The 23,423-nt window shown below is 62.5% G+C and carries 23 protein-coding genes; 5 read left to right on the forward strand and 18 right to left on the reverse strand.

Annotation, left to right across the window (positions count from 1 at the left end):
* Positions 1-141: 141 nt before the first annotated feature.
* Both SO156_RS31565 and SO156_RS31570 read right to left on the reverse strand, forming a co-directional pair.
* Positions 142-351, reverse strand: a complete 210-nt coding sequence (locus tag SO156_RS31565) for a hypothetical protein (protein ID WP_498537489.1) — start codon at positions 349-351, stop codon at positions 142-144.
* A gap of 516 nt (positions 352-867) precedes the next feature.
* On the reverse strand, positions 868-1,185 hold the full coding sequence (locus SO156_RS31570; protein WP_458146931.1) for a hypothetical protein: 318 nt from the start codon (positions 1,183-1,185) through the stop codon (positions 868-870).
* Between the two features lie 623 nt (positions 1,186-1,808).
* On the opposite strand from SO156_RS31570, the gene SO156_RS31575 reads away from it, so the two are divergent.
* Entirely contained in the window at positions 1,809-2,009 is a 201-nt protein-coding gene (locus tag SO156_RS31575; protein ID WP_498537490.1) for a hypothetical protein, read from the forward strand.
* A gap of 609 nt (positions 2,010-2,618) precedes the next feature.
* Here SO156_RS31575 and SO156_RS31580 read toward each other — a convergent pair.
* Positions 2,619-3,428 (reverse strand): septal ring lytic transglycosylase RlpA family protein, encoded by an 810-nt coding sequence (locus SO156_RS31580; protein WP_498537491.1) that lies wholly within the window; start codon positions 3,426-3,428, stop codon positions 2,619-2,621.
* 93 nt (positions 3,429-3,521) lie between these two features.
* A complete protein-coding gene (locus SO156_RS31585) occupies positions 3,522-3,983 on the reverse strand; it encodes a VOC family protein (protein ID WP_498537492.1) in 462 nt (153 codons plus the stop codon).
* 229 nt (positions 3,984-4,212) lie between these two features.
* Here SO156_RS31585 and SO156_RS31590 point away from each other — a divergent pair, with 229 nt between their 5' ends.
* Positions 4,213-4,503, forward strand: coding sequence for a hypothetical protein (locus SO156_RS31590; RefSeq protein WP_498537493.1), 291 nt, complete (start codon positions 4,213-4,215; stop codon positions 4,501-4,503).
* Between the two features lie 127 nt (positions 4,504-4,630).
* The gene (locus SO156_RS31595) at positions 4,631-5,560 is read left to right on the forward strand and encodes an NAD-dependent epimerase/dehydratase family protein (protein WP_458146936.1); all 930 of its coding nucleotides are present in this window, start codon (positions 4,631-4,633) and stop codon (positions 5,558-5,560) included.
* 102 nt (positions 5,561-5,662) lie between these two features.
* On the opposite strand, the gene SO156_RS31600 is transcribed toward SO156_RS31595, so the two are convergent.
* From SO156_RS31600 to SO156_RS31610, 3 genes are all read right to left on the reverse strand, one after another.
* Entirely contained in the window at positions 5,663-6,730 is a 1,068-nt protein-coding gene (locus tag SO156_RS31600; RefSeq protein WP_498537494.1) for a transglycosylase SLT domain-containing protein, read from the reverse strand.
* Positions 6,731-6,948: 218 nt separating this feature from the next.
* Entirely contained in the window at positions 6,949-7,791 is an 843-nt protein-coding gene (locus SO156_RS31605; protein ID WP_458146938.1) for a hypothetical protein, read from the reverse strand.
* A complete protein-coding gene (locus SO156_RS31610) occupies positions 7,760-8,512 on the reverse strand; it encodes a nucleotide-binding protein (protein ID WP_498537495.1) in 753 nt (250 codons plus the stop codon). The genes SO156_RS31605 and SO156_RS31610 overlap by 32 nt, the downstream gene beginning before the upstream one ends.
* A gap of 534 nt (positions 8,513-9,046) precedes the next feature.
* Between SO156_RS31610 and SO156_RS31615 the strand changes: the two genes are divergently transcribed.
* On the forward strand, positions 9,047-10,486 hold the full coding sequence (locus SO156_RS31615) for an FAD-binding oxidoreductase (RefSeq protein ID WP_498537496.1): 1,440 nt from the start codon (positions 9,047-9,049) through the stop codon (positions 10,484-10,486).
* Positions 10,487-10,681: 195 nt separating this feature from the next.
* Here SO156_RS31615 and SO156_RS31620 read toward each other — a convergent pair whose 3' ends face one another.
* From SO156_RS31620 to SO156_RS31670, 11 genes are all read right to left on the reverse strand, one after another.
* A complete protein-coding gene (locus tag SO156_RS31620) occupies positions 10,682-11,362 on the reverse strand; it encodes a response regulator transcription factor (protein ID WP_254105763.1) in 681 nt (226 codons plus the stop codon).
* Between the two features lie 274 nt (positions 11,363-11,636).
* Positions 11,637-13,214: a Do family serine endopeptidase gene (locus SO156_RS31625; RefSeq protein ID WP_458146941.1), complete on the reverse strand. Its 1,578-nt coding sequence runs from the start codon at positions 13,212-13,214 to the stop codon at positions 11,637-11,639.
* 241 nt (positions 13,215-13,455) lie between these two features.
* Positions 13,456-13,935, reverse strand: coding sequence for a cytochrome c-type biogenesis protein (locus SO156_RS31630; RefSeq protein ID WP_498537497.1), 480 nt, complete (start codon positions 13,933-13,935; stop codon positions 13,456-13,458).
* A 4-nt stretch (positions 13,936-13,939) separates the two neighbouring features.
* Complete coding sequence (locus SO156_RS31635) at positions 13,940-15,922, reverse strand: heme lyase CcmF/NrfE family subunit (protein ID WP_498537498.1); 1,983 nt, start codon at positions 15,920-15,922, stop codon at positions 13,940-13,942.
* Positions 15,919-16,422 carry a cytochrome c maturation protein CcmE gene (ccmE, locus tag SO156_RS31640; protein WP_458146944.1) on the reverse strand — a complete coding sequence of 168 codons (504 nt, stop codon included), beginning with the start codon at positions 16,420-16,422 and terminating at the stop codon, positions 15,919-15,921. Before ccmE ends, SO156_RS31635 begins: the two co-directional genes overlap by 4 nt.
* A gap of 31 nt (positions 16,423-16,453) precedes the next feature.
* Positions 16,454-17,602: a c-type cytochrome biogenesis protein CcmI gene (gene ccmI / locus SO156_RS31645; RefSeq protein WP_498537499.1), complete on the reverse strand. Its 1,149-nt coding sequence runs from the start codon at positions 17,600-17,602 to the stop codon at positions 16,454-16,456.
* A 132-nt stretch (positions 17,603-17,734) separates the two neighbouring features.
* Positions 17,735-18,004, reverse strand: a complete 270-nt coding sequence (locus tag SO156_RS31650) for a hypothetical protein (protein WP_458147019.1) — start codon at positions 18,002-18,004, stop codon at positions 17,735-17,737.
* A 100-nt stretch (positions 18,005-18,104) separates the two neighbouring features.
* Positions 18,105-19,499, reverse strand: coding sequence for a hypothetical protein (locus tag SO156_RS31655; protein ID WP_498537500.1), 1,395 nt, complete (start codon positions 19,497-19,499; stop codon positions 18,105-18,107).
* A gap of 160 nt (positions 19,500-19,659) precedes the next feature.
* Positions 19,660-21,036 (reverse strand): ATP-binding protein, encoded by a 1,377-nt coding sequence (locus SO156_RS31660; RefSeq protein ID WP_498537501.1) that lies wholly within the window; start codon positions 21,034-21,036, stop codon positions 19,660-19,662.
* Between the two features lie 80 nt (positions 21,037-21,116).
* On the reverse strand, positions 21,117-21,791 hold the full coding sequence (locus tag SO156_RS31665) for a response regulator transcription factor (protein ID WP_449381476.1): 675 nt from the start codon (positions 21,789-21,791) through the stop codon (positions 21,117-21,119).
* Between the two features lie 236 nt (positions 21,792-22,027).
* Complete coding sequence (locus tag SO156_RS31670) at positions 22,028-22,180, reverse strand: hypothetical protein (RefSeq protein ID WP_449381475.1); 153 nt, start codon at positions 22,178-22,180, stop codon at positions 22,028-22,030.
* A 221-nt stretch (positions 22,181-22,401) separates the two neighbouring features.
* On the opposite strand from SO156_RS31670, the gene ku reads away from it, so the two are divergent.
* Positions 22,402-23,376 (forward strand): non-homologous end joining protein Ku, encoded by a 975-nt coding sequence (ku, locus tag SO156_RS31675; protein ID WP_458146948.1) that lies wholly within the window; start codon positions 22,402-22,404, stop codon positions 23,374-23,376.
* Positions 23,377-23,423: the final 47 nt, after the last annotated feature.

Consider the following 23,423-nt stretch of genomic DNA (forward strand, 5'->3'; position numbering starts at 1 on the left):
CACCAAGGACGACGTCAAGCTGCTCAAGGCACATTCCAAGGCCCGCACTCCCGTGGCCAAACTCTCGAAGCTGATGAAGCGCTCCGAAGGCTCGTTGAGACAGAAGGCTCTCAGCCTTGGAATTGGACTTGGCCACCAGCGCTAAGCAAAGGGGTCGCGTCCACCCGTTGGCGTCGATCGCGGGCTTTCCACGTCGCCTTTACCGATATCGTCGGCTCGACCGGGAAAGATCCTTTGGGAATAAAACTGATCGACGGCATCGGCCATCCGGGCGGCAACATAACGAGACCATCGATCATGTTCGGCGAGCTCGACGCGAAGCGTCTTGGTTCCGCTCAACGCCAGCTTCATCCGATCGCCAAACGTGTGCCGGCCGACAAAATCGCAACGACGCGAAGGGCACGTAAGAGCGGTCACCCCGATAGAGGAGCTATGTAGTCCTTGTGGAGGCAGGTTGGTCTTGCGCCTCCGTCGAACAACACTGTGATACCGGTGGTACGAAGGCTGACCGCTACGACCGTACCGGTTTTCTTGGCCAGATCGGGGCACCGAAGAGCACCAAGCTTGCTCACCTGGAAACGGGCGCCGACGACAATTTCGTCGGCCTTCTGAGCAACCATTTCGTCAATCCAATAATAAATGGTTCCAAAAGCAGGCACAGGATACCTTCAATTCGATCCATTTGCAACTTGCGGTGAACATGCACGAAAAGACACGTGTTCCGATCATGGAACTCGTCTGTATTCTTTGCCGGGCTTAAGTAAAAGCACGTCGATGCAAGACCGCGTCGTCTTTGAGGAACATCGGCCGCCGTTCACCCAGGTGGGCCCTCTCACCGAGATCGCGGGATGCTAGCGCCGTTTCACATCAATGTTTTGCTGCTCTTTCCACGAATTCCAGCAGCGATGGAGCTACCTCGTCGAGTTCAACAAAGCGACGGCGCAGTTCGTCGGCGATCTCCACGGTCACATCGCGTGCCCATCCCTCTGCGGTATTGAAGGCCACAATGCGCGTCGGACGAATGTATTCTCCGGCCAGCAGGTGGTTGATCAACGTGTCGCGGTTGGCGTCCTCTTCATCGGTCTCAGACCAGGCGCGGCCTAGCACGCCACCAAAGTCCTCCAGCACCAGATAGACGTCATGGTCCTCCGGACTCTGCGGCACGATGGACGGAGCGGGACTCATGAGAGCAATCCCTTTGCGGCCTTTTCGATCGTCGCTCCAAACGATCAAAAAACAACATGGTTATAATGCGTTAACAGTCCAATAGTTCACCGGGCCAACCAGAAATCCCGGGTCGCCACTTGCCTTTTGCCAGTTTCGTCTACCTGCGCTCCGTCGAATGGGCGAAGTTCCGCTTATCGGAAATGGGCCTACGAAGGGAGAGGCGACCTTCGACTATTACGGATATTGATTTGCCGACTATCCAATGAGCACACAGCAAAGGGCCGCTGCGTTTGAAGCGGCGGTCCTTTCGGGTGCGTACTGGTTCTTGAGGCCACCTCCGCGATCCAGGAATAGCGTTTGGTCCAGCCGCTGCCCTTCCGCGATAGCAAGCGCGCGCTCGTTCTCCGGGATGACCAGCATCCGGTAGCGGTCGCGCTTCACTTCATGGATCCAGCCAGCCCTAAGCCGCCCAATTTGGCCGAGCATGCATCAGTTCGTTCCCAATCGGGAACGAGGTGAAGCAGAAAGTGGCGTGCGTTGCACATTTACAACCCGCACATCCATTCGAGATACTAAGCTAGGGCGATCAAAAATAACTGAAACATATTTCGTGTTTGTTTCAATAACATCGGGGGCGAAAAGTGTTTGATGTCTATCGCAATGATAAATGCGACTTGCTCGTCCTGAGCAAAGGCTCTGAGATACCCGCGCTCAGCTCTAGGCATAAGTGGCGTAAAAGCAGAAAAAGGATTTCCAAAGTCAGCGACGAGATCAGGTCGGCCGTTCAGAGACAAGGGTATTACGTCCGTAGCTTGCGAGCTACCAAGAAGGGGGAGGTCTAGCGCATCGGCGGCGGCCGGGTTCTCCATGCGCAACCTACGACCACTCACCCACCACCCAAAGTCCAAAGTCCTCCCCGCTCCCTTGCGCGCGCGGTAAAATCATACGTCGACAAACTCTGGAGCTGATACCTGCGTCTTCCCGGACTATCTGCCGCGAGACGGCAACGGGATCACCAAAATCGATTACAGCATCGGCGTGCCGAGCGATGGCCGAAGCAAAGGCGGTATCGAGTTCTTCGGCCCGCTCACGTCGCCTATAGGAAGAAAGCCAAGTCGACGGCGGGCGCCCTCAGCCCCCGCATGCCATGGCGAAACAAGCAGCGCCGCACTGCACGCGATGGTCGCGCGCAGTCTCTAGCACGTGACGGCTCACATCAGCGCTGCGGATTGTAGCTAACTGCGATGACGTCGGCTCTGGCTAGCGACGCGTCTTGGCGGACGCCGCCCTGAACCAACCAATCGGCCGTCACGGATAGCACGATCAGCGACGTCGCGATCAAGACTGTACAGACCTTTTCAAACATCTAGTTGAACGCTGTGGCCTCGACTTGGTTCGAACACACCAAGACATTCCGACCCGATGCGCACAGCCGAAGGACCATCATCAAGCTAAAGCACCTCAGCGCGAATCTGGGCTACGCCACGATCGATAATCCCCAAGCTCCGCGCAGCACTGAGTGAAAGGTCAAGGATTCGGCCACGGACCCACGGTCCGCGGTCGGTAATACGAACTACCACGGACCTGTTGCTCCTGAGATCAGTAACGCGAACTCTCGTTCCGAACGGCAAACGGCGGTGCGCCGCGGTTAGTAGATTCCGATCAAACGACGAACCGCTCGCTGTCTTCCCTTTTGAATACGAGTAGTAGGAGGCTTTTCCAGAGAAGACTCGGTTGGAAGATTGAGCGGATGAGCGAGCTTCCGAACCTCGTGCCGGCTCTTGTTCAGTCGGCATTTGCCTTTGCGACTGATCCTGCTTTGTCTCGGCGGGAACGGGCTCTGCATGTGCCTTTGGAATAACAGACCATCGATCATTGAAATCCTGTGCTGCAGCGGGGTTCACACTCAGTCCCATCCATACCGGGACCGTCGCAATCGCGACCATTCTCAAAAGAAGACGCATTGTCGGCCTCACGAACAACCGAAGAACAAGCCGACAATGCGAGGTCTTCAGTTGCGTTCCTGAACTCGCATCCGCGCGTCGCAAAAAGGTGACGACATACCGACCTTGCCGAGCATGATGGCGAGCAGCGCATGCGCGCCGCAGCAATTCAGTTATCCCGCAGCACCGCATCAGGTACTTAGGGAATAAGCAACCAGGCTCGGCTCGCGAACGAGACCGCTTGGGCCGGCTGCGTGGGACATTTACGTATCTTCCAGAATGGCGCCGAGAACAGCAGAGAGGCGGCATAGAGCACATGTGCGACAGCCCGAAACCGGCGCGGACGAGCGGCGTCGGCGCAAAGGTTCAGGCCGGGCGCCGTGGCGTCTCGAGCTTGATCATTTGAAGCTGTTACCCGTTCTGCGTCCCATCCGCGTAGCCGCCGCCAATCTGTGTTCCCGGAGCGAGCAGCCCTTTGCCCGGAACGTGATTAATCTCTAGCCTCGTGCCATCTGGATCCTCGAACAGCACCGAGTAGTAGCCAGGGGCAAAACTGTCGTCTCGCGGTTCGTGAACGATATGTGCGCCAATCTTTACGAGGAAGGCGTACGCCTCGTCGACATCGGCACGTTCTCGCGCACGAAAACAGTGGTGATGCAATCCAACGGCGCCCTGGTGGAATCGTTGGCCAACATACTCGTCTGCTGGCGCATGAATGCCGAACCCCGTACGGCCGCCGACACAATAGAAGGTGTTCACCGTGTCGGCCACGATCGTAAGACCCATAAACGGTAGTAGTTGTCCGTAGAAGGCACGTGCGGCTGAAAAGTTTCCAGCCGTGATGAACGTGTGGGCAACGCCGCTGATTTGCATGCTCGATCCTCCCGCAAATATCACTTTTCGTAAATGATCAATTTTACGAACAGTACTCTGGGTACGCTGTCTCCAGCGCAAAATCCGGCCGCAGCTCCTCTCAACAAAGCGTGATTATATTATGATCATCATGTGATTGAGAGAACTCTCGCCATACCTACCTGACGAAGCATCTCGCGAACGACTGCAATCGTAGCTGTGGTCTCGCCTACTCCAAAGGAGATGCAATATGAAACGTCTGGAGCTCTTTACCGCTGTTGCGGTTGTCATCTTGGGGGGAGCCGATGTGGCAACCGCCGCGGACCTTCCGACTTACGAATCGATGGGTCTCCCGATCACCGCCGTCCAGATTTCTGTTGTGGGATCGCCTCATGTTCAGGAGGTCTCGCCCACCCCCACTCTGACGGCAGGAGGCATGCCCGCCTCTCCTCATCAGATCGCGGTCCTAACGGCGCACAAAAACATTGCCAAGGAGTTTGCCGAGAAGCCGACCACTGGGAGTGGTGCGGTAACACGCTAGACCGGCGCGGCTACTTCCGGAGCAAGGGAATCGACGCAAGTCGGCTGATGTCTCCTTTGGGCCGCAAGCCACGTTAGTTCGAGGCCGCATGCTTGCGCCCAAATGCAAGCCAACAAGAGAGCTGGTCATGAAGATATTCGTTGCAGGCGCTACCGGCGCCGTGGGTCTTCCGCTCGTACGCGCTCTGCGGACGCTCGGTCATCAGGTAGTCGGCATGACACGCGCCGGTCCGGGCGTCGATCGTCTCCGCGAACTTGGTGCCTCGCCCTCCACCGCCGAGGCATTCGATCCGAAAGCGGTGCGCGATGCGATTGAGGCGGCGGCGCCGGACGTGGTGATCGACCAGCTAACCTGGCTTCCCGCCGACCCCGCCGACATTATCAAGTCCATGCCCAACGATACCCGCCTTCATCGTGAGGGCGGCGGCAATCTGCTCGCAGCGGCCGAAGCGCTCGGAGTCAAGCGTTATATCCTCCAGTCACGCGGCTTCTATTTGGACGCCCCGGCCGGGAAACTCGCCGACGAGAGGACCAAGCTCCGCTATGACGCGCCCGGCGAGATCGGCAAGAGCACTCGCGTCATAGGCGCATATGAGGATCGGGTCCTTGCTTCGCGAGCCCTGGATGGTGTGGTCCTGCGCTACGGCTTCTTCTACGGTCCCGGCACATGGTATCGCCCGGAGGGCGCCGTCGCCGAGCAAGTACGAAAGCGCGAGGCGGCGATCATCGGCGAAGGCAATGCCGTTTGGTCCTTCGTTCACATCGATGATGCCATTGCGGGAACAATTGCCTCACTGACCGCCGAACCGGGAATTTATAACGTCGTGGATGACGATCCGCTGCCCGTTTCCGAATGGCTGCCGTCCTTCGCCCGTTGGGTCGATGCGCCCGAGCCGCCCCATTTGAGCGCGGAAGAGGCACGGAAGATCGCAGGCGAGGAAGCGGTTTACTACCACACGAAGCTGACGGGCGCCTCCAATAGCCGCGCCAAAGCGAAGCTCGGTTTTGCACCGCGTCCGCTGCTGTGGAAAAGCTGTCTCAATGCACCCACCAGGTGAGGGCAGCAGCGAGCACGATGCCCTGCGAGGAAGATGTTGGAGCGCTTATCAACGCGATGGATGAAGAGGAAAGACGTGCGCGGTGGGCAGTCACAAACTGTTCTATCTCGCGCGTTCGGCCGCCGCAGTTAGCACTGGATAGCGGGCATAGAGCGTGTCGACGCGGTCCCGCCACATCGCGACGAACGCGCCAGAGGTGAGACTATCGACCGACTTCCATTCGCGTTTGACCGCCGGCAGCGTGTTGCCCCAGATGGCGCGCTTGCACCATCGCTCGCCCTTCGCCGAGCCCTCCTGGGTTGCGCACATCGACTTCCAGGCAATCCGCTGCGGATGACTGATGTGTTGGGCGGCTCCTTCCCAGCCCTGCTGGTGGATCAGGTAGAGATCGGAAAACGTTGGCTGCTTGTGCGTTAGTACTTCGAATAGCGCAGCCTCGGTGATGAACTTGTAGGCGGCGCCCATGGCGTTGTCGCGAGGATTGAGGATGTCGCCCGATCCGAATTTGCTGAACTCATACTTGCTCAGCTGGAACAGACCGATATAGGAGCCGGTGCGTTGCTTGGGATTGAAATCGGATTCGATCTTGGCGACCGCCTTCATGAAATTGGCATCTATACCGAACGCCTTGGCCGCGTGTTCGATCTCCTGGATGGGCGTTCCGAGCGGCACGCCGCTCAACGCCGACAAGGCGATCTTCGCGGGTTTGTCCGGCGGCGGGATTTCCGAGTAGACGTAGTATTTGAGATACGACGGTTCGCCTTCGTCCGGATTGGGCGAGGCAGCGCTCGGACGGTCCTGCTGTGGGGTTGCCGGGTTCTCGGGCGGCGCTGCCTCAAGGCTGGCGACCTGCAACATTCGCTCTTGCCGCGTCGAACTAGTTGAATCGGACGGCATCACCGCGTCCGGCGCGGCAGCGCTGAATCCCGCCGCGACGATCGCATTAGCCGATGATCCCGTATCGAACTTGGTCTCGATGACCGGAGTCGGAAACGCTGCGCCGGCATTTGTCAGGACCGTCGTCACTTTCAGCGGGATGGCGCTGAATGCATCGGCAATTCTCGCATTCGGCGTCGAGACGCTCGGGCGCGATGCCGCGATCTGATGAATCGCGGCAAGCGACGTCGCGATCAGCGCCCCGGCAATCCAGCTAACTTGCCAAACTTTCACTGTTGCAAGCCGCGCCCCCGCGCGGTTCCCCATTCGTACCCCCAGACTTGGCACGTAAATTAAGGAGGCGAAGGGAAGACAATGGGGCGCATATGTGGCGCAGGTGGGGTCAGTCTCGGCCGCATCGCCAAGATCGCCTAAATTGGAAGTTGCCGGGCGGTCCTCGCCCGGGCCTCGGCCTCAGGCAAATCGGACGCCAAATGGCCGCGCTGTCAGCTTTACATCTCTGGATCTGAAATGCGGGTCAGCATCTTCACGTGCGGTCCCGCCCGCTTGAAGATCGGCTCCCAAAAGGCATAGGCCTTCTCGGCGAAGCTCGCGCTCTCGCTGAACTTCGTGGACGCCCCCCGAATTGCGGCCTGTCGCCGGCAGCCCTGCTCCTCAAGGTGCCAGATAAATTGAGCGACCTGGCGCGCGTACGTGCTCGGACGACCTCGGTGGTTGGGTACGATCTCAAGCCGCATGGTGCCGGTGTCGCGTGTTTCCGGTTCGGTGATGCTGGCAAGCCAGATGAAGATTGATGGATCAATGCTCACGGCATAGCCGTCACGTTTGAGCTGCTGATTGATCATAGAGAACGCGCTGGCGGCTTCTCTGAAGCATTCGCTCAGGATGAAGTTCGCCTGATTCTCCAGTTTACCGCTCCGAAGATCGTCCAGCATTCTGATCGCCTCGTCAGTGAGCCGCCGCATGTATCGCGGTTGCGGCTGCCCTGCGCCGTCGATGTTTTCAAAAGCTCTGTCTTGATGGTCCTTGGCAATCTTCACCATCATCTCGATGGTAGTGTCGGACTCTAGGAGTTCGTCCTTGCGTACCGCCGCCGCATTCCGAGATTCAAGCACTGCAACGGGACTGGGAGCCGTCGCTTGCGGTGCAAGGATTGTTTGATCAGACGTCTTCTCGCCTGTGTGCTCCGATCCCGGATTGTAAGCAGCAATCCCGCTGGACAATGCAAACAGGCCATCGTCAAGGGCTCGGCTTGCCGCCGAGGTAAACTCCACGAGCGAGCGTCGCGCATAGCGCGGGTGGTTAGCACGCCGCCTGTTTTGCGTGTGGCTCATGATCTAACGCCCCCTCGACAAGCTTTTTCAGGACCCAGCGCTCCAGCTCTCGAACTTCCTCCGAGGCTCTTCCCTCTTGTGCAAACTCGGTCACGCCCAATCCTGCCCCAAGCGCGTCCTGATGGTCATTGCGCTGTCCGACATAGGGAAGCGCAAGCACCCCGAGCGAATTGAGCGACGTTGCAGCTTCACTCAAGCGGCAGCCCCGCGGTGGCGTCTGATTGAGGACGAAAGCAAATCGGCGGTTGAGCCTACGAATAGCAATCAGCGTCGGTATCGCAGCTTCGATGTCGGCCGGGCTCGGACGCACCGGGATCAGGCAAAGATCGGCCCTTGCGATCGCGCGCATGGCCAGTGCATTGTTCGTGGCGGCGGTATCGATGATCGTAAGCCAGATCCCCTCAGCTTCAAGGCTGACGAGCGCCCCTTCTATTTCGGCGGGATCGGCGACCCGAACGACCCGCGGATAGGGATGGCCGCGCCGCTCTTTCCATTTTGAAATCGTGCCTTGCGGATCCGCCTCGACAATTGCGACGCGCTCCCCGTTCCCCATCGCCGCGGTTGCAATTCCGACCGCCAGCGTGCTCTTACCGCTTCCGCCTTTTTGGGTGACCAGAGCAAGGACATACATCTCCTGCGCGTCCCGTATGACAACGACATGAAAAGCACGAGTCGTCGAAAAGAAATTGGACCTAACAATCGGTGACGTACCACTCCCCATCGTGAATCGCATCAAGCGCGAGCGTGGAACTCACAACCAAATCAAGGCCGAGCCACTAACGACATACCGCGCTATACGTCGCCCAACAGACCATTTCGGAGCCAAGTCGAGCTTTGCCACCGGACCATTACCGGAAATCGCTTGGCGCTATCGATTGCCTCGCGGAAGACAATGGGTGACCACTTATCGGCCGGCTACCCAGGGGATCAACGCTCTCTATGACGTGCTTGGTCGATGAGCGCTTCGACTTGTGGCGATATGCGCCTAACGACCGCTTCGATTCCCGCTGCCGTCGGATGAATGCCGTCCGCCCGGCATATTTTATGAGTGAACCTTTCCTTCGCCGGGCGCACTCACGTCTAGGGCGGACTCCGTTGAACGGCCTCAGAGAGCGTAGCGGCCGCCCGCGAATTCGTTCGCATGCGACGATCGTCATTGAGTGACATCGTCTGGATTTTTTGAGTGATCTTTTATCCGGGGACGTGAGCGCCGTCGCTTGCCGGCCCTCACGTCCGCACCTTTGGAGAGAATGCCATGACCGAGATCCGGCTGGCCTCGCTGCAGGGCGGGGCGATTGCGCTTGGAACTGATACTCTCGATGCTTTGCGACAGTCAGTGCGGGGCGCCGTTTGTCTCCCCGGGGAGGCGGGCTACGATGAGGCGCGCACGATCTGGAATGCGATGATTGATCGCCACCCCGGCGCAGCGATCCGCTGCAAGGGCGCTTCCGACATCATCCGTTGCGTCAACTTTGCGCGTGAGCACGGGGTCCTGCTTGCTGTGCGCGCCGGTGGCCACAACATTGCCGGCAATGCCGTCTGCGAAGGCGGTCTTTTGCTTGATCTCTCGCTGATGCGTGGCATTCGGGTCGATCCCGTTCGGCGTACCGCGCGCGTCGAACCGGGCGCGACTCTTGGCGATTTCGACAGGGAGGCGCAAGCCTTCGGGCTGGCCACCCCGCTCGGCATCAATTCGACGACGGGCGTGGCGGGGCTCACGCTTGGTGGTGGCTTCGGCTGGCTCAGCCGCAAGTTTGGACTGTCCATCGATAACCTTGTCTCGGCCGACCTGGTGACGGCCGACGGCAAGCTTGTGCAGGCGAGCACAACCGAGAACTCCGACCTGTTCTGGGCACTGCGCGGAGGCGGCGGCAATTTCGGCGTCGTGAGCTCCTTCGAGTTTCGCCTCCACCCGGTTGGGCCGATGGTCTATTCCGGCCTGATTGTCCATCCCTTTAACCGGGCACGAGAGCTCCTCGCCGGCTACCGACAGGTTGCAGCCAAGGCGCCTGATGAGCTCACGCAATGGGTGGTGCTCAGAAAGGCCCCACCCCTGCCCTTCCTGCCCGCGGACGTTCACGGCAAGGAGATCGTCGTCTTCGCGGTCTGCTATGTGGGGGACGAGCGCGAAGGCAATCGTGCATTGGAGCCGTTGCGCTCCCTCGGAGCGCCGATTGCCGACGTGGTCGGCATGCAGCCATTCGCGGCATGGCAGAGCGCGTTCGACCCGTTGCTTACTCCGGGTGCCTACAACTATTGGAAATCGCACAATTTCGTCGAACTCGGCGATGGCCTCCTGGACGTCATGGTCAACCAGGTCGCCAGACTCCCGACAGACGAATGCGAGGTCTTCCTTGGGCAACTCGGCGGTGCGGCCAGCCGTGTCGCGCCTGACGCGATGGCCTATCCGCATCGCAGTGCGAATTTTGCGATGAATGTGCACACGCGATGGCGCGAACGTGCCGACCAGCAGCGTTCCATCGATTGGGCGCGGAACCTGTTTGCTGAAACCGCCCCCCATGCGACCGGCGGCGTCTATGTGAACTTCATGCCCGAGGACGAAACCGATCGCGTGTCCAGCGCTTACGGTGCGAACTATGCAAGGCTCGCAGCGCTGAAGGCCAAGTACGATCCGCACAACCTGTTCCGGTTGAATCAGAACGTCCAGCCATCCGCGCAGCGCTCGGCAGCCTGACCGGAGAGGAGGAAGCACGAGGTATAGCGCATTGCGGAGCACAGCTTCGGATCAACGACCCGTGGTCAAACAGATTGAAAAGAGCCCCGCTTAGGCGGGGCTTTTACATTTTGCTGGATACGGAGCGCCCTCGAAAAGCGCTAAAAATCAAGCTAGAACTAACTCAGACCGATAAAACGGAGAGACAGCGAGCCGTTATCTGATGCCGTCGCGGATCATGTACCCGGCGCCGCGGATCGTGTGCAGCAGCGGTCGATCGAACCCCTTGTCGATCTTGGAGCGCAGCCGCGAGATGTGCACGTCGATCACGTTGGTTTGCGGATCGAAATGATAGTCCCAGACGTTCTCCAGCAGCATGGTGCGCGTCACCACCTGCCCTGCATGCTTCATGAGATATTCGAGCAGCCGGAATTCGCGCGGCTGAAGTGTCAGCTCGTCCTTGCCGCGGGCGACGCGATGCGAGAGCCGGTCGAGCTCGAGATCGCCGACGCGATAGACCGTGTCCTCGGCGGGACCGCCCCGGCGGCGCGACAGCACCTCGACGCGGGCGAGCAGCTCGGCGAATGAGTACGGTTTCGGCAGGTAGTCATCGCCGCCGGCACGCAGGCCCTTGATGCGGTCATCGACCTGGCCGAGCGCGGAGAGAATCAGCACGGGCGACGAATCGCCCTTTTCGCGCAGGGCGCCGATCAGCGACAGGCCATCGCGCTTGGGCAGCATGCGGTCGACCACCAGCACGTCGTAGTCGCCGCTCTCGGCCATGGCGAGGCCTTCCTCGCCGTCAGAGGCGTGGTCGGCGATGTGACCGACTTCGCGAAACGCCTTGACGAGATAATCGGCGGATTCGCGGTCGTCTTCGATGATGAGGAGGCGCATCGTGCGGTCGGCGGCGGTCAAGGAGGTCAGCCCTTCTGTCAACATGGCGCGGTCGGCAATCGCATGCAAGCGGAGCGGAAGATTCTCGAACCGGGAAAAGAGCGGGCGGTGAAGCTGGGGGACCTCACCGCCCTTAGGCCCTTCCGACGGAGGGGGGCGTATTCCACCGGAAGGTAGGTTGGGGAAGCGGAGTTGCTCCGCTCCCCGGAAGGGAGCCCGCGGCGGGGGCGACTAATGCCGGCGGCTCCCTTCATCTCGTAAGGCCTCCTGATCCTCAGCCCTTGGCGAGGGGCACTGCGACGAAGCGCGACTGGCCGCCGCTCTTCACGCGCATCAGGACGCTGTTCTTGTTGTCGGTACGCGCCGCATTGATCGCTTCGCGCACGTCGCCGGCGGTGCTCACGCTCTTGCCGGCGACCTCGAGAATCACGTCGCCCTCCTTGAAGCCGCGCTCGGCTGCCGCGCTCTTCGGATCGACCTCGGTGACCACGACGCCATCCTTGCCGGCGCCAGCCACGCTGTTGGCCGGGGCAACCGTCATGCCGAGCTTCGGCACGTCGGTGCCACGGGTCGGCGCTTTGCTGTTGTCGTTGTCAGTGTCGGCCTTGGCCTCGACCGTGTTCGGCAGCTGACCGAGGGTGAGGTTCACGACCTTGTCCTGGCCCTTATGCAACACGTTCAGCTTTACGGTCGCACCGGGCGCCATGCCGCCGATGGTGCGGGCGAGCTCGCGGGCGTCCTTGACGGTCTCGCCGTTGACCGAGGTGATGACGTCGCCGGACTCGATGCCGGCCTTCGCCGCCGGACCGTTGGCTTGCGGCTCCGCCACCAGTGCGCCTTCGGCCTTCTTCATGCCGAGGCTGTCGGCGATGTCGGACGTGACGGGCTGGATCTGCACGCCGATCCAGCCGCGGCTGACCGAGCCCTTGTCCTTGAGCTGGGCGACTACGCTCTTCACGGTCGCGGCGGGAATCGAGAACGCAATGCCGACGCTGCCGCCGGAGGGCGAATAGATCGCCGTGTTGACGCCCATCACCTCGCCGTCGGTGTTGAAGGCCGGACCGCCGGAGTTGCCCTTGTTCACGGGAGCGTCGATCTGGATGAAATCGTCATACGGACCGTTGCCGATGTCGCGGCCGCTGGCCGAGACGATGCCGGCAGTCACGGTGCCGCCGAGGCCGAAGGGATTGCCGACCGCGAGCACCCAGTCGCCGATCCGCGGCTTGCCGTCGGACAGCTTTGCGAAGGAGAAGTTCGAACCACCCTCGACCTTGATCAAGGCGAGGTCGGTGCGCTGGTCGGTGCCGATCACTTTGGCAGTGTAGGTCTTGCCGTCGTCGGTCGTGACCTCGACCTTGTCGGCGCCGTCGACCACGTGATTGTTGGTCACGGCAAAGCCGTCAGCCGAGATGAAGAAGCCCGAGCCCTGGCCGGTGATGGCACGCCCGCCGCCGCGCGGTCCGCGCAGCCCCGGAATCCCATCTTGCCCGCCGAAGCGGCGGAAGAAACGCTCCATCGGCGAGCCCGGCTGGAACGGCGAATCATCACCGTCATCGTTGCTCGCGGTCTTCTCCTTGATGTTGACTTTCACCGAGATCACCGAGGGTTTGACGCGCTCGACGATGTCGGCAAATCCGATCGGACGTTCGACCTTCTTGACCTCGTTGTTCACCTGCGCATGCGCCGGGCTCGAGAACAGGTCGGCCGGCGACGTCGACGGGCTGAAGCCATAGACGGCGACGCCCAGGCCGGCGACCACCGAGGCCATCAGCGCGAGCTTGCGGGCAGCAAGCAGCGAACGTCGCGGCTGGCGGTACGACGGGAGGGACGAGAGGTCGGGACGTTCGGTCATGCAGGAATCTCCAGGGCCTTGAATTCGTTTTGGCGCTGCTTGGACAACGCCTTACGATACGGAAGATGGGGATTGGCGCCTTACAGCGCGCTGGCGGCGGGGTTAAACTTTTGTAATGATGGGCAAATACCGCTGCGGCAGAATAGCGCAGGCCAAAAATGATGATTTCGCAGGAACTTAGCAGAGGTTCCGCGAACGGCTCAGATGCCTGTTTTTGGGTCCCTTGCAGGGCGCAAAACGGTTAGCTCGATTTCGCCTCGTCGGACATCAGTGCCGCGAGCTTCGCTTCCTCGTCGGGCGTGAGTGGCGGCGTCACATTTGCGGCGCCTTGCGCCCGACGCCAGATCTGAAGCCAGATCGCGATACCGCCCGCTCCCAGCGCGAGCGGCGCGAGCAGCCATAGCAGCAAGGTCTGTCGCTCGAAGCGCGGCTTCAGCAGGACGAACTCGCCATAGCGTGCCACCAGGAAATCGATCACCTGGGAATTGCTGTCGCCGGCCGCGATCCGTTCGCGCACCAACAGGCGCAGGTCGCGCGCGAGCGGCGCCTCGGAGTCGTCAATCGACTGATTCTGGCAGACCATGCAGCGCAACTCGCGCGACAACTCGCGCGCACGCGCCTCCTTCGCGGGGTCGGCCATGATCTCGTCGGGCTGCACGGCATGGGCTGCGGGCAGCCCCAAAAATGCAAGCGCAAGGAAAGCTGCGATCATCCGGCGCATCGGATCACTCCGCCGGCTGCAAGCGCTGCTGCGCGCGCGCCGGTTTTGGCGCGCCAACACGCAAGCGGCGGTCAGACAGCGACAGCACGCCGCCGAACGCCATCAGGACCGGTCCCCACCAGATCAACAGCACCAGCGGCTTGTGATAGATGCGCACGGCGATCGCGCCTTCCGCTGTCACGTCGCCGAGCGAGATGTAGAGCTGGCTCGCGCCGCGGGTCAGGAGCGCAGCTTCAGTAGTCGAGGAGCCGCGCGTGGTGAAGTTGCGCTTCGACGGCGTCATCACGCTGAGCGCCTCGCCGTCGCGGGTGACCTCGAACCGCGCGATCATTTCACTGAAGTTCGGGCCCTGCCGCTGAAACAGCCCATCGAGCTTCAGTTCGTAACCGGCGACCTTGGCAACATCGTCCGGCTTCATGGTGCCGATATATTCGCTGTTCCAGGTGGTCTCGCAGACGATGCCGATCAGCGCAATGCCAAGGCCGGCATGCGCGAAGGCCGTGCCCCAGACCGAGCGCGGCAATCCGCGCGCACGCCGCATCGCCGTTCCGAACGGCACGCGGAACAGACCGACACGTTCGACGAGATCGGTCACCGCGCCGAGGATGACAAACACCGCGAGCGCGATGGCCGGAGGCGCAAGCGCGCTGCCGCCATGCGTCCAGGCCCATACCAGCCCCAGCGCCAGCAGCGCGAGGATGCCTGCGGCCAGCAGACGCTGCGCGGCACCAAGCAGATCACCGCGCTTCCACGCCAGCATCGGGCCAAAGGGAACGGCGATCAGCAGCGGCACGAACAGCGGCCCGAAGGTGAGATTGAAGAACGGCGCGCCGACCGAGATCTTTTCGCCGGTCAAGACTTCCAGCCCGAGCGGATATAGCGTTCCGACCAGCACCGTCGCACAAGCAGTGGTGAGGAAGAGATTGTTCAGCACCAGCGCGCCCTCGCGCGAGATCGGCGCGAACAGCCCGCCCTGCTTCAGTGAGGACACGCGCGCAGCATACAGGCTCAGACTGCCGCCGATGAATACGCACAGGATCAGCAGGATGAAGACGCCGCGCGTCGGATCACTGGCAAAGGCATGTACGGAGGTGAGCACGCCCGAGCGCACCAGGAAGGTGCCGAGCAGCGACAGCGAGAAGGTCAGGATCGAGAGGAGAATGGTCCAGACCTTCAGCGCGTTGCGCTTTTCCATCACCAGCGCCGAATGCAATAGCGCAGTGCCGGCGAGCCACGGCATCAGCGAGGCGTTTTCGACCGGATCCCAGAACCACCAGCCGCCCCAGCCGAGCTCGTAATAGGCCCAGTAGGAGCCCATGGCGATGCCGAGCGTCAGGAAGATCCAGGCCATGAGCGTCCACGGCCGCACCCAGCGCGCCCAGGCTGCGTCGATGCGACCTTCGAGCAGCGCCGCGATCGCAAACGAGAACGAGATCGAGAAGCCGACATAGCCGAGATAGAGCATCGGCGGATGCACCGCGAGGCCGACGTCCTGGAGCACCGGATTGAGGTCGCGTCCCTCGATCGGCGGGTTGGCGATACGCAGGAACGGGTTCGAGGTGATCAGGATGAAGAGGTAGAAGGCGCTCGCGACCCATGCCTGCACGGCGAGCACATGAGCGCGCAGCGACAGCGGCAAGTTGTTGCCGAAGGCAGCGACGAGGCCGCCGAACAGCGCCAGGATCGACACCCACAGCAGCATCGAGCCTTCATGGTTTCCCCATACGCCGGTGATCTTGTAGATCAGCGGCTTCATCGAGTGGGAATTCTCGTAGACGTTGGCGACGGAGAAGTCCGAGGTGACGTGAAGGGTGACGAGCGCGACGAAAGACGCGCCGACGAACAGCAATTGCGCCAGCGCCGTCGAGCGGGCGACGCTCATCAGTGCGGGATCACGCAAGCGCGCGCCGATCAGCGGCACGAAGGACTGGATCAGTGCAAGACCCAGCGCCAGCACCAGGGCGTAGTGTCCGGATTCCGCGATCACCGCACGGCTCCCTGCGGATTGCCTTGCGCGGTCGTGGCCGCGGGCTTTGTGCTGTTCTTGGCGCCGTAATCATCCTTCCAGTGCCCCTGCTTCTTCAGGGCGTCGGCAACGTCCTTGGGCATGTAGGTCTCGTCATGCTTGGCCAGAACCGTGTCGGCCTTGAACACGCCGCTGGCGTCGAGCGCGCCTTCGGCGACGACGCCCTGCCCTTCGCGGAATAGATCGGGCAGGATGCCCTTGTAGGCGACCGGCAGCTTGGCGCTGCCATCGGCGACTTCGAAGGTCACCGCGAGATTGTCACCACGTTGCAGCGAGCCCGGCTGCACCAGGCCGCCGAGGCGAAACCGCTTGCCCGGTGCGATGTGCTTCTCCGCGACCATGGTCGGGGTCGAGAAGAACACGATGGAATCGCGCAGCGCGTTCAGCACCAGTGCTGCGGCGAGCGCGAGCACGGCGAGCGATCCGCCGATGATGGTCATACGTCGCTGCTTGCGCGTCATGGCTGGTCTCTTTCCGCCCTTCCTGCGATCGTCATCCGTCAAGCCCGAGATTCTTCAGGCCTTCATTGAGCTGGCGCAGCCGTTCCGCGTCGTTGGCCACCGCCTCGCGGGCATCGCTGAGCGCGCCCCTCGCCTTGTCGCGATCGCCCATCACGACGTAGGCGCGCACGAGGCGGAGCCAGCCGTCGACGTCATCGCCGTTCTGCTTGAGCCGGTTGGCAAGCCGCTCGACCATGCCGCGGATCATCGCGCCCCGATCGCCTTCGCTCATGTCCTTGGCCGCTGCGATCGTATCGTCCGAGAGCGCCGGCGCGGCGCTGCCGCCGCCGACCCGCGCCAGCGAGGATTGCACGAGCGCGCGCCACGGCGCATCCGGCGGAGCTTTTGCAAGCACCCCGCGCCAGATAGCGGCCGCATCATCCCTGCGACCATCCTGCTCGGCGGCGAGACCGAGAAAGTAGTTCGCCTTCGGTTCCTCTGCATTGAGCGCATGCGCGCGCTCGAACTCTGCCTTGGCTTCGGCTGTCACGACGCCGCCGGCCGCGGCCAAAAGCGCCTCGCCGAGATCGGACCTTCGCTCCGCGCTTTCGCCGTTATAGGTGAGCGAATTGCGATAGGCGCGCACCGCTTCATCATAGCGGCCCAGCCGCTCCAAAACCGGTGCAAGCACGCTCCAGCCGCGACCATCGGTCGGATTCTTCTCGAGGTGCTGCTCGACCTGCGTCACCATGTTCTCGAGCGGCTGCTGCATGCCGGGCGCGCGATCGCGCTGCGCCAGCGGAAAGTCGTGCAGCCTCGGCGAGCCCAGCGGAATGTAGACGAGGATCGCGACCAGCGGCAGGCCGAGCAGCGCCAGCACGGCCGCCGCGCGGCGCCATTTCAGGCTCGACCGGCCGTCCGGCGCAGGCTCGCTGCCGTCCGGCGCGGACTCGCTGCCGCCCGGCGCGGACTCGCTGCCCGCCGCGGCCAGCAACCGGCGGCCGATCTCGATCCGCGCAGCCTCCGCCTCCGGCGCCGCAATGAGGCCCGCGGCAAGATCGCGTTCGACCTCGGCAAGCTGGTCCTTGTAGACGGCGACCTCGCTGCCTCCGCCCTGCGCGCCGCCGGCACGGCCGAGCGGCCAGAGCACAGCGAAAATCGCCGCGACCGTCATCAGCGCGAACACGAACCATAGCGTCATCGGGCAAGCTTCCGGCAGCGCGACATCCCGCGCCTCTCACGTGGCTTTACACCACGCTCAAGCGCGGCGGCAATTGACAATTGTCAATTTGGCGCGACCGAAGTGAGGCCGAAACCGAGACAATCCAACGGCTTAGGCGATCTCGAAATCCGCGCTCTGAGCCGCGTCCTCGCCGTGCCCGTTCAGCGCCTTCAGAAAGTAGGTTCCCGGGCCAACCGTTTCCGGCAGCCTGATCCGCAATGCGCCGACCGGAACGGGAGAAGCGATCGTCGTGACCGGATCCGGCAATTGCCGGCCACTCGCCTTCTCGACCAACACCACCTTCGCCCTGACCATCATTCTGCGATAGGTCGCCGAAATCACTCGGTTCTCGATTTCCACGAAGCTGATGACGGGTTTCATGCGCCTACAAACAGAATTCGGACGAATTGCGCGCGGACCGTACGTTTCGTCACCGGCTTCGTCAACCGTAAATTGCAGGCAGGCTGTGATGCGCCCAAATCTACCCGGCGCGGGAGGATTTGCGCTCGCCGGTCAGTGCGCTTTCGGCCGCCCGGCTCATCAACGAGGCGTAGTCGTCACCGAACAGCACTTCGCAGAAACGGATGGCGGCGGCCATCTGCTGCTGACGATAGGCCCGGACCTTGTGGTCGGCGGCGCGCAGCGACTGCACCAGGGACTCCGTCGACCGCTCTACATATTGCTGGAGGTCCGAATAGGTGCGCAGCGTCACCTCGTTGATCGCAAGCTCGCTGGCATAGTTGCGGCAGGTCGCGACGAAGTCGATCAACGCGACGGTTTCCTCGACCTCGGTGCTGTCGACGCGGGCGCCCGGCGGAATGTCCTTCTCCGCGCGCTGGCGCAGGATGCGGCGAACGCGGCCCGGCACGCTATCGATCTCCGATTGCAGGGCGTTGGAGATATCGGCACGGATCGAGGTAAGCTGCTTGCCCCAGGCGGAATCGTTGCGCAGATCGAGTTCGGTGCGCAATCCGCGGACGCCGTCATGCAGCGCCTTGAGGTTCTCGGCGATGTTGTCGAAGCGGCCGCGCTTGATGTCCAGCCGCAGCATAGCGGCGAGACAGGACAGGTCATGCAGGGCCATCGTGACCGCCACGCCGAACGGCGTCGCGGCGACGCGGATCTCGTCGTCTGAGGCTGCCATCTTGATGGCGAGGCGGATGATCTGCCAGGGCGCCGTCAGCCGCTGGATCACCATCGACAGCGCAAATGGCAGCATCTGCGGCGTCTGCAGGACGGGAACGTTGAGCGCGGCGGTCACCGCGGCGATGTGGGAATCGCCGAAGGCACGCAGGAACCGCGGCAGCTTCTCATTGAGGCTCGCGATGGCCTCGCGAACCCCGAGCACGGCACCGATCGAGTAGAGGTCCTCGATGACATTGGGCGGGCCAACGCGGGCAAGCGCGCGCGACTTGTCGCCGCCGCCAGGCCCCGTCAGCTCGAAGATTGCGTCGGCCGCGACCGCCTGGATCTTCAGTGCCAGAGCCTCTCCGCCGTCGCCGGCAGGCAGCCGGGAAAGCGCGGCGTCGATCTCACCCACCTTGGCAGGGGCACCATCGCGGCCAAGCCACTGCCAGATGGGGAGCAGCGAGGAACGGCGGATTTGTCCGAGGCGGATCGGAATGCCGGCCTCGACGAGGAACGGTTCCAGCGGCTGGTAGAGCAGCCGCGACAAATCCTCCGTGCGCGGCGCAGCGTCTTCATCGGCCTCGGTCTTGCGTACGATCTTGCGCAACTGCTCGAGCACGAGGGTGGCCACCGCCGTGTCCTGGCCGCGCTCCAGCGCGCGCTCGAACTCCCGCATCAGCAGCGCCTGCGACTGCGGCGGGAGCTGCGCGAGATAATCTCTCAGCCGCTCGATCGATGTCTGGCTCATGCGCCCGGTAATGCACGGTCATTTGGCGGACGAGGGATGCGTCCGGGCGCGATCATACGAGTTGGCGCGTTAAGAAGGCGTTTAGGAAGTTGCCCGGCGGTGTTGCGTTTTGTGTCGAACCCGCTTTCCCGGATCGGAGAAAGGCGCGGCCGATCAAGGGCTAAATACCTGGGAGCACCAGTTCTGCCCGCAAGCCCCCGATCGGCGCGCTGCCGAGAATCAGGCTACCGCCATAGAGCCCAGCCAGGTCGACGACGATCGACAGGCCGAGACCCGATCCCGGCTTGGACTCGTCGAGCCGCTGCCCCCTGCGCGAGACCTGCGCCCGCTCGGCCTCGGACAGGCCACGGCCGTCGTCATCGACGATGATCCGCAGGCGCGGCCCAGTATCGGGCTTGCCGGATGCCTCCGCCCGCACCTCGATAAAGACGCGCGAGGCCGCCCATTTGCAGGCATTGTCGACGAGGTTGCCGACCATCTCCTCCAGATCCTGCCGCTCGCCGCGAAATCTCGCGGCGGAATCTGCCTTGGTTTCAACGACGATGCCGCGATCGCGATGGATCTTCTCCATGGTCCGACGCAGCGCCTCGATGGCCGGTGCAACCTCCGTCACGGTGCCAACGATCGAGACCCTGGCCGCGATACGGGCGCGCTCCAGGTGATGGGCAAGCTGGTCGCGCATGACGTCGGCCTGCTCCATGACCTTCTCTGCGAACGGATCGGCAGCATGGGCGGTGGCCTCGTTGACGATCACCGAGAGCGGCGTCTTGATCGCGTGCGCGAGATTGCCGACATGGGTGCGTGCGCGCTCGACGATCTCGCGATTGGCCTCAATCAGCGCATTGGTCTCGCGCGCGAGCGGCGCGATCTCGACGGGGAATTCGCCTTCCAGCCGCTCGGCACGTCCGGAGCGGATGTCGGCGATTGCCTCAGAGATGCGCTTGAGGGGCGCAAGGCCGAAGCGGACCTGGAAGACCGTGGTAAGAAGGAGCACGATGCCGAGCGCCGTGAACGTGCCGCCGAGATAATAGTCGAAGCTACGCGTCTCGTCGAAAATCTCGGTGGCATCGCCCGCAACGCTGACCAGGAACTTGCCGTCGGCGCCGAGATCGACGGGCCGCTCAACCATCCGCAAGGTCTGACCTTCCGGCCCATCGACATAGCCGAGCCGGATGCCGGCCGCGGTCAGCTCGACGCCCTGCTCCTCCAGCTTCGGCAGCTTCTTGTCCCATAGCGAGCGCGACGAGCGTACCTCCGGCTTTTCGGTGTCGGTGCGCGTGATCTGCCAGTACCAGCCCGACAGCGGCAGCTCGAACAACGGCTCGCCGAGCGACTGGAATTGACGGTCCGGCGGCTCGTCGGGCGTCGCCACCTCGGCGATCAGCGTACGCAGATAGAGATTGAGCCGGCGGTCGAAGGCGCGCTCGGTGGCGTTCTTGTACACCGATGACAGGACGACGCCGGTGATGGCCAGGATCACCACCAGCCACGCCGTCGCCGACAGGAACAGGCGGTTGGCAAGCGAGCTAGCGCGCATTGGCTCGATCCCGGCAGGCGCAGGACGGGAGATGGTCGGAGACGGTCATAGACGACCAAGACCCCGGTCGCGCCGCCCGGTCAAGTGCCAGGCGCAGCCGGCGGGGTCAGGAGATAGCCGAGGCCACGGACGGTCTGAATGATATCGACGTCCAGCTTCTTGCGGATGCGGCCAACAAAGACCTCGATGGTGTTGGAGTCGCGGTCGAAATCCTGGTCGTAGAGATGCTCCACGAGCTCGGTGCGGGAGACCACGCGCCCGGCATGATGCATCAGATATTGCAGCAGCCGATATTCGTGCGAGGTCATCTTCACGGGGTTGCCGGAGACGGTCACCTTGTTGGTTCGCGTGTCCAGCGTCACCGGCCCGCAGGTCAATTCGCTCTGGGCGTGACCGGCCGATCGCCGCAGCAATGCGCGGATGCGCGCAAGCACCTCCTCGAGATGGAAGGGCTTTGCGACGTAGTCGTCGGCGCCGGCATCGAAACCCTGGACCTTGTCGCTCCAGCGGTCGCGCGCGGTGAGGATCAGGACCGGCATGGCGCGTCCGTTGCGACGCCAAGCCTCCAGCACCGAGATGCCGTCCTTCTTGGGCAGGCCGATATCGAGCACGACGGCGTCATAGGGCTCGTTGTCGCCGAGATAGTGCCCCTCCTCCCCGTCAAAGGCGCGGTCGACGACGTAGCCGGCGTCGGTCAGCGCCTTGGTGAGCTGGCGATTGAGATCGGGGTCGTCCTCAACAACAAGCAGGCGCACGCTTCTCTCCAAGGATGGTCCGAAAGGGATGGACTGCGGAATCTACTGCCAAGATGACCAATCTCGGCGTGAACTGAATATGAACGCCGGGAACCGGCAAATGTTACTTTTTCGTCATGAAGCCGACACGACGGCGCCCGCCATGCGGGCCGGGCAAGCCGGCCGCATGGCGGGCGCAATTTGCCGCGTTCCGCGGCGAGTCGGAAGTGCTGATCGCGTGTCCCGCGCGGCGGCGCTCAGGTCCGAAAGAACACGAACCAGATGACGCCGAGAATCAGGATCGCAAGTCCAGTCGAGACGGTGAGCAACGCTGCGACCGACGGACCGGGCTCGCCCTGGCGCGCTTCGGTCGATGTCTCGATGATCTGATCGTCGCGTCTCGTAGCCATGGTAACCCTCAACTGTCGGGGTGTCGCGTCCAAATGCCGCGACCTCCGCGCGGCTTCTCGCGACGTTCGGGGCAACGTCCGATCGCGAACGATGTTCCGGGCCGGACCTGCAGAGGATCAGCGATTAACGCCGTTGCAAGATTCCATCCCGCGCCTTGCTATGATTCGCAGTTCCCGGGTGTTATCCTTGCCAGTTGTCCCTGTTGCGTTTGGAGTAGCCTATGGCCCCCCGTGCCAACTGGAAGGGTTTTTTGCGCCTCTCGCTCGTGACCTGTCCGGTCGCGCTCTATCCGGCCACTTCGGATACCGAGAAGGTCTCCTTCAACCAGATCAACAAGAAGACCGGCCACCGGATCAAGTACCTCAAGGTCGACGCGGAGACCGGCGACGAGGTCACCTCCGACGACATCGTCAAGGGCTACAAGGTCGACACCGACACCTATATCGAGGTCACCAAGGACGAACTCGACGACATCGCACTGGAATCGACTCACACGATCGAGATCGATGAATTCGTGCCCAAGACCGACATCGACAATCGCTATTTGATCCGCCCCTATTATCTCGTGCCGGACGGCAAGGTCGGCCATGATGCCTATGCGGTGATCCGCGAGACCATCCGCAGCATGGACAAGGTCGCGATCGGCCGCGTGGTGCTGACCAACCGCGAGCACATCATCGCGCTCGAGCCGCTCGAGGCCGGCCTGATGGGCACGCTGCTGCGCTACCCCTACGAGGTGCGCAGCGAGAAGGAGTATTTCGACGACATCCAGGACGTGAAGCTCACCAAGGACATGCTCGACCTCGCCAAGCACATCGTCGAGAAGAAGTCCGGCGCATTCGAGCCCGAGCTGTTCGAGGACCACTACGAGACCGCGCTGATCGACCTGATCAACAAGAAGCGCAGCGGTGTGCCGCTCGCCGCCAAGGCCGCGCCGAAGACCGGCGGCAACGTCATCAATCTGATGGATGCGCTCAAGAAGAGCCTCGCGACCGAGAAGGAAGCCGCGCCCGCTGCCAGGCCCAACGGCAAGACCAAGAAGCCGAAGAAGCGGGTCGAAGGTCAGCGCGAAATGCTGCTGCCGATCGCCGGCAAAGGCGGCAAGCCCGCTGCCGCCAAGGAAGCGCCCAAGAGGGCCGAGAAGCAGGCAGACAAGCCGGTGCGTGCGCCGGCGCGCGGCAGGAAGGCCGGATAGCGGCCCCACCTCCGGGCGACGCTGCCGCGATGTCCCTTCCCGCCTAT

It is taken from the genome of Bradyrhizobium sp. UFLA05-125 (assembly GCF_059803515.1).